The sequence below is a fragment of the Microbacterium sp. ISL-103 genome (assembly GCF_018613995.1).
Taxonomy (GTDB): domain Bacteria; phylum Actinomycetota; class Actinomycetes; order Actinomycetales; family Microbacteriaceae; genus Microbacterium.
Map to the genome: position 1 here is coordinate 1 of NZ_JAGGPD010000006.1, position 5,840 is coordinate 5,840.

A 5,840-nucleotide genomic window follows, 5' to 3' on the forward strand; every position below is an offset into this window, starting at 1 on the left:
CGATCACCGCTGCCGAGACGCTGAACGCCGACGTCGAGAAGTCCGGTCTGGATCTCGGCGCTGAACCCGCAATGGTCGAGACGGACGAGCTCGCGGCTGACATCCAGCGGTTGGGCGGAGATCGCCTCGAGATGCCCGCGCTGCTCGTCGCGGGAACCGCGGTCGAGACGATCACCGGCACCGACGACGTCATCGCCGACACCGCCGCCCTGCAGAAGGCGTTCACCGCCGCGCAGGAGAAGAAGGCCGCCGACGACGCGGCGAAGAAGGCCGCCGAGCAGGCCGCGGCGGAGGCTGCGGCTCTGGCTCAGGCGAACACCGTGGACGGAGCCAAGGCCACCGCTCGCGAGATGGCGGCCAGCACCTACGGATGGGGCGACGACCAGTTCTCCTGCCTCGATTCGCTCTGGACCAAGGAGTCCGGCTGGAACTACCAGGCCTACAACGCCTCGGGCGGAGCCACAGGCATCCCGCAGGCTCTCCCGGGCAGCAAGATGGCGTCGGCGGGGAGCGACTGGCAGACCAACGCCGCGACCCAGATCAAGTGGGGACTCGGCTACATCTCGAACGTCTACGGCGCACCGTGCAGCGCGTGGTCGCATTCGCAGTCGGTCAACTGGTACTGAGCCGCTCGGCGAGACCCGCTGCTTCCGACGAGACCCACCCCCGCATCCGCCGCGGGAGGTGGGTCTCGTCGTTGCGGGTTCCGTCGGCTTCTTCGGCGGCAGAGCGCGCCACGAATGCCTCTATGCATCACCAGGCGTTTCCCACTACGGTGAGCCGTGACGGCTGGGGGGTCGTGGATCCTGAGGAGGACCGATGGACGTCGAGGCGCTGTCCGGCATCCCGCAGCAGGTGTCGACGGGGGCGCTCCCCGCGTGGGAGAGCGTCGAGGAGCTGGTCCGCGAGGCCCACCGGCGCTACACGGACGACCGCAGCGGAACCGTCGCGGATTACATCCCCGTGCTCGCCGAGGTCGATCCCGAGCTGTTCGGCCTCGCGGTCATCGAGGTCGACGGCGGTACGCACGATGCGGGCGACGCACTGCATCCGTTCTCGATCCAGTCGATCTCGAAGATGTTCGTCTACGCCTTGGCGATCCAGGAGCACGGCCACCAGCGGGTGCGCGACATCGTCGGCGTGAACAACACCGGGCTCGCCTTCAATTCGCTCATGGCGCTCGAGCGCAACGCCGGGCATCCGATGAACCCGATGGTCAATGCCGGTGCGATCGCGACGACGGCGCTCGTGCCCGGCGCGACGGCCGTCGAGCAGTGGGAGCGCATCAGGGAGGGGCTGTCGGCATTCGCCGGGCGCGCGCTGAGCCTGGACGGGGTCGTCTACGCCTCCGAGGCCGCTACGAATGAGCGCAATCGGGCGATGGGGTGGTTGCTTCGCAGCTACGGGCGGATGTCGGGCGACCCCGATGAGATCGTCGACGTCTACACCCGTCAGTGCGCCCTCAGCGTCACGGCCCACGATCTCGCCGTGATGGGGGCGACCCTCGCAGACGGCGGGGTGAACCCGGTGACGGGCCAGCGCGTGGTCTCCGCCGACGTCTGCCGCGACACCCTCGCGGTCGTCGCGTCGACAGGGCTGTACGAGCGCTCGGGAGAGTGGCTGTTCGAGATCGGCCTGCCCGCGAAGTCAGGTGTGGCCGGCGGCATCGTCGCCGTCTCACCGGGCAAGGGCGCGGTGGCCGGATTCTCTCCCCGCCTGGACTCGGCAGGGAACTCCGTGCGCTCGCAGCTCGCGATCGGGCATCTCTCCCGCGCGCTCGGCCTGAATCTGTTCGCATCGGCTCCCGCGGCGACCGTCCGCACGAACGCCTGACCTTCCCTTCATACGCGCAGAGGACACCTCATGACTCACACCGCACCGGCATCCACCAAGACATCCTGGATGCCACTCGTCAGCCTGTTCCTCGCCCAGGTGCTGATGTCGTTCAACGTCGCGGCCCTGCCGATCTCGCTGGGCGGCATGGTGAGCGAGTTCGGAGTGCCGCCCACGGTCGCGAGCACGACGATCGTGATGTACGGACTCGCTGTCGCAGCGCTGGTCATGACCGGCGCGAAACTCGGGCAGCGCGTCGGATGGGTGCTCATCTTCCGTGTCGTGATCGGCCTCTTCGCCGCATCCTCCGTGCTGATGATCGTGTCGCCGACCGTGGGCTGGGCGATCGCAGGTCAGGCGGTCGCGGGGGCTGCGGCGGCGATCATCGTCCCGTCCATCGTCGCTCTGATCGCCGAGAACTATCGCGGTCCGCAGCAGGCGACGGCGATCGGGGCGATCGGCTCTGCTCGGGCCATCTCGGGAGTGACCGCCTTCCTCATCGGAGGCACCCTGGGCACCCTGGTCGGATGGCGCCCGATGTTCTTCATCGTGTTCGGCATCGCAGTGGTGGTCTTCGCCTTCAGCTTCACGCTGCGCGGCGACCGGGGGGATGCGTCGATCCGCATCGACCTGGTCGCATCGCTGCTCATCGGTGCGGCGATCGTGCTTCTCACGCTCGGGTTCAACAACCTGAACGGGTGGGGCGCGGTGGCCGCCACCGAGGCCGCGCCGTTCAACATCCTCGGACTCTCGCCCGCGCCCGCGTTCATCGTGGTGGGCATAGTGCTCGGCCAGTGCTTCTTCGTCTGGACCCGCAGGCGCATGGCTGAGGGAAAGGTGCCGTTGATCGACCTCAGCGTCCTGAACTCCTCGAAGGAGCGCGCCGCTGTCTACGCGATGTTCATCGTCGTGGCCCTCGAGGCGTGCGTGAACTTCACGATCCCGCTCTACATCCAGATCGTGCAGGGGCGGACGCCGTTCGACACGTCGCTCGCGATGATGCCGTTCAACCTCACCGTCTTCATCACGGCGACTCTTGTGGTGCGCTTCTACAAGACATATCCGCCGCGTGTGATCGGCGTCTTCGGGTTCATCCTCACCACGGTCGCGCTGGTCTGGTTGTCGTTCGTGGTGAACAACAACTGGGAGACACTGCCCACGATCCTCGGGCTGGTGGTCTTCGGCATCGGGCAGGGCGCGCTCGTGACCCTGGTGTTCAACGTGCTGGTGACCGCCGCGCCGGCCGAGCTGGCGGGAGACGTGGGCTCGCTCCGGGGCACCACTCAGAACCTCGCCTCTGCGGTGGGAACAGCGCTGGCGGGGGCGCTCCTGGTTTCCCTGCTGGGTCTGAGCATCGGCCGCGCCGTGGTCGAGCATCCCGAACTGCCACCGGAGCTCGTGGCGCAGGTCGACATGGACGATGTGAACTTCGTCAGCAACGACGACCTCCGCGCGGCCCTCGCGCAGACCGATGCCACACCTGAGCAGATCGATGCGGCGGTGGCTGTCAACGAGGAATCGCGACTGGGGACACTGCGTCTCGGACTCCTGCTGCTGGCTGGACTGAGCGCGGTGGCGATCCTGCCCGCGTCCCGACTGCCGAAGTACAAGCCCGACGAGATCCCCGACCCGTCACCCGCGACGGCGGAGGATTGACTCAGCGCAGCTCCGAGATGAGCACGGCGCTCGTGCCGGCCACGGTCGCCTCGAAGACGTGTGGCTCATCTCCGGCGTACGACAGGTAGTCGCCGGGGTTGAGCAGCACCGGCTCGTCGACGGGGCCTGTGCGCGCCTGTCCGGCGATGAGGATCACATGTTCCGTCGTGCCGGCGTGATGGGGGTCTGACCGCCGCGGGTCTCCGGGCTCCGCCTGGATCAGGTAGACATCTCGGCGCGCCCCCGGCGGGCTCGCCGAGAGCAGAGTCGCGCTGTAGGCGGCCGCAGCGGACGGCACGCCGGCGAGATCGTCGGCGCGGATGAGGGTGGGAGCGTTCGACTGCTGATCGACGAGCACGGCGAAGGGGACCCCGAGCGCGACGCCGAGAGCCCAGAGCGTCTCGACACTGGGGTTGCCCGACCCGGACTCGAGCTGCGAGACGGTCGCCTTGGAGATTCCCGCCTGTCTGGCCAGCTCAGAGACCGACAGTCCTGTCGACTCGCGCTCTCGGCGAAGGGTGCGGGCGATGCGACTGCGAAGATCCTCCATGTGTTCATCATGTCAAACGATCGTTCGCTTGACTATCCATCGAACCGTGTTCAGAATGATGATCATGTGTTCAGTGCAGCGAACGGGTGTGCGATGAGCGCCGAGCGCGAGATCTGGCGCGAAGCGCTGGGGGTCGTGCTCGCCACGAGCGCCTACGGTGTCTCGTTCGGCGCCCTCGCCGTGGCATCCGGACTCGACGTCTGGCAGGCCTGCGTGCTCAGCCTGCTGATGTTCACGGGCGGATCGCAGTTCGCGTTCGTCGGCGTCTTCGCAGCCGGGGGACTGGCGGCCCTTCCGTCTGCGATCGCATCGGCGGCGCTCTTGGGTGTGCGCAATGTGGCGTACGGGATGCGCATGTCGCCTGTCGTCGGCACGACGCGCGCTCGCCGGGTCGCGGCCGCTCACTTCACGATCGACGAGTCGACGGCCGTGGCGATCTCGCAGAGCGATCCGCGCCTTCGCCGGGTCGGCTTCTGGGTCACCGGCATCGGCATCTTCATCGGGTGGAACATCACGACCCTGATCGGGGCGCTGGTCGGCGACGTGCTCGGAGATCCGAGGACCTGGGGGCTGGATGCCGCGGCGGCAGCGGCCTTCCTCGCGCTTCTCTGGCCCCGGCTCAAAGAGCGGCAGGCGATCGTCGTCGGCATCGCCGCGGCCGTCGTGGCCGCCGCGCTCACGCCGTTCATCATGCCCGGTCTGCCGGTGCTGGTCGCCGCAGTCGTCGCGATCATCGTCGGCTGGTTCAACTGGCTCGGTCGAGATACGACGGCACCATCAGCCGACCGGGAGGTGGGCCCGTGAGCGTCTGGAGCGCCATCCTGCTCGCCGCCGTGATCTGCCTCGCACTCAAGGCGGTCGGCTACCTCGTGCCGCCCAAGGTGCTCGAGGCGCCGCGGCCCGCCCGCATCTCAGACCTGCTGACGGTGGCCCTGCTCGCAGCGCTCGTGGCCGTGCAGACCCTCGGAGCGGGGCAGTCCGTCATCGTCGACGCCCGCGTGCCCGCTCTCCTCGTCGCAGCAGGTCTGCTCTGGATGAGGCAGTCATTCCTGGTGGTCGTCGTCGCGGCAGCCGTGGTGGCCGCGCTTCTGCGGCTCTTCGGACTCGCCGTGTGAGCGGGGAACGACGAGACCGCGCGTAGGATCGACTCGTGCGTATCGGATGGATCTCCCGGGTGCTTTCGTGGGTCGCCGCGGCTCTGGTCGGCGGCGTCTTCGGCGTCGCCGGCACCATCGGCCACAGCCTGATGTGGGGCCCGGTGCCGGTCGGGCTCATCGTCGGCGCCGTCGCCTGCGGGTCGATCCTCGTGGCGATCCGAGCACTCACCCACGATCGCGGCGCCACGCTCGCTGCAGGCCTCGGCATGATCGGCATGCTGGTTCTCATCTCGGGGGAGGGGCCCGGCGGCTCCATCGTCGTCGAAGACACGCTGAGCGGGCGCATCTGGATCTACCTCGTCGCGGGCCTCGTGCTGCTCGCCGTCGCCTGGCCCAGGTTCTCGCGGCTTCCGGTGCGCACGGACGCCTCCCCGGTGTCTGCGGCGCCGCCCGCGCCGCTGATCACCGAAGTCCCGACTTCGCCCCGCGAGCCCTCCCTGGGCGATCGGACAGGCCACGAGTCGTAGACTGAGGGGGTGACGTATGTGATCGCCCTTCCGTGCGTCGATGTCAAGGATCGCGCCTGCATCGACGAGTGCCCCGTTGACTGTATCTACGAGGGCGAACGTTCGCTGTACATCCACCCCGACGAATGCGTCGACTGCGGTGCCTGCGAACCGGTGTGCCCCGTCGAGGCGATCTAC

Annotated in this window: 8 protein-coding genes; 7 read left to right on the plus strand and 1 reads right to left on the minus strand. The window is 68.3% G+C overall.

Annotated features, from left to right (window positions below; genetic code table 11):
* The 3 genes from J7E68_RS19440 to J7E68_RS00250 all read left to right on the plus strand — a co-directional run.
* Nucleotides 1-626, plus strand: a 626-nt coding sequence (locus J7E68_RS19440) for a phospholipase (protein WP_251048465.1), incomplete at its 5' end; no start/stop codon positions are given.
* A 193-nt stretch (nt 627-819) separates the two neighbouring features.
* Entirely contained in the window at nt 820-1,833 is a 1,014-nt protein-coding gene (glsA, locus tag J7E68_RS00245; protein ID WP_215168757.1) for a glutaminase A, read from the plus strand.
* Nucleotides 1,834-1,863: 30 nt separating this feature from the next.
* A complete protein-coding gene (locus tag J7E68_RS00250; protein ID WP_215168759.1) occupies nt 1,864-3,489 on the plus strand; it encodes an MFS transporter in 1,626 nt (541 codons plus the stop codon).
* A 1-nt stretch (nt 3,490) separates the two neighbouring features.
* Here J7E68_RS00250 and J7E68_RS00255 read toward each other — a convergent pair whose 3' ends face one another.
* The gene (locus tag J7E68_RS00255) at nt 3,491-4,039 is read right to left on the minus strand and encodes an XRE family transcriptional regulator (protein WP_215168761.1); all 549 of its coding nucleotides are present in this window, start codon (nt 4,037-4,039) and stop codon (nt 3,491-3,493) included.
* 93 nt (nt 4,040-4,132) lie between these two features.
* On the opposite strand from J7E68_RS00255, the gene J7E68_RS00260 reads away from it, so the two are divergent.
* From J7E68_RS00260 to J7E68_RS00275, 4 genes are all read left to right on the plus strand, one after another.
* The gene (locus J7E68_RS00260; RefSeq protein ID WP_215168763.1) at nt 4,133-4,843 is read left to right on the plus strand and encodes an AzlC family ABC transporter permease; all 711 of its coding nucleotides are present in this window, start codon (nt 4,133-4,135) and stop codon (nt 4,841-4,843) included.
* The gene (locus J7E68_RS00265; protein ID WP_215168765.1) at nt 4,840-5,154 is read left to right on the plus strand and encodes an AzlD domain-containing protein; all 315 of its coding nucleotides are present in this window, start codon (nt 4,840-4,842) and stop codon (nt 5,152-5,154) included. Before J7E68_RS00260 ends, J7E68_RS00265 begins: the two co-directional genes overlap by 4 nt.
* Before the next feature lie 35 nt (nt 5,155-5,189).
* Nucleotides 5,190-5,663 (plus strand): histidinol dehydrogenase, encoded by a 474-nt coding sequence (locus tag J7E68_RS00270; protein WP_311415841.1) that lies wholly within the window; start codon nt 5,190-5,192, stop codon nt 5,661-5,663.
* 9 nt (nt 5,664-5,672) lie between these two features.
* Nucleotides 5,673-5,840: ferredoxin family protein (locus J7E68_RS00275; protein ID WP_215168767.1), on the plus strand; the 168-nt coding region annotated here is incomplete at its 3' end.

Excerpts from the sequence above, each read along its gene's own strand:
- glsA (WP_215168757.1), top strand. The coding sequence starts at position 820 with ATGGACGTCGAGGCGCTGTCCGGCATCCCGCAGCAGGTGTCGACGGGG.
- J7E68_RS00250 (WP_215168759.1), top strand. The coding sequence starts at position 1,864 with ATGACTCACACCGCACCGGCATCCACCAAGACATCCTGGATGCCACTC.
- J7E68_RS00255 (WP_215168761.1), bottom strand. The coding sequence starts at position 4,039 with ATGGAGGATCTTCGCAGTCGCATCGCCCGCACCCTTCGCCGAGAGCGC.
- J7E68_RS00260 (WP_215168763.1), top strand. The coding sequence starts at position 4,133 with ATGAGCGCCGAGCGCGAGATCTGGCGCGAAGCGCTGGGGGTCGTGCTC.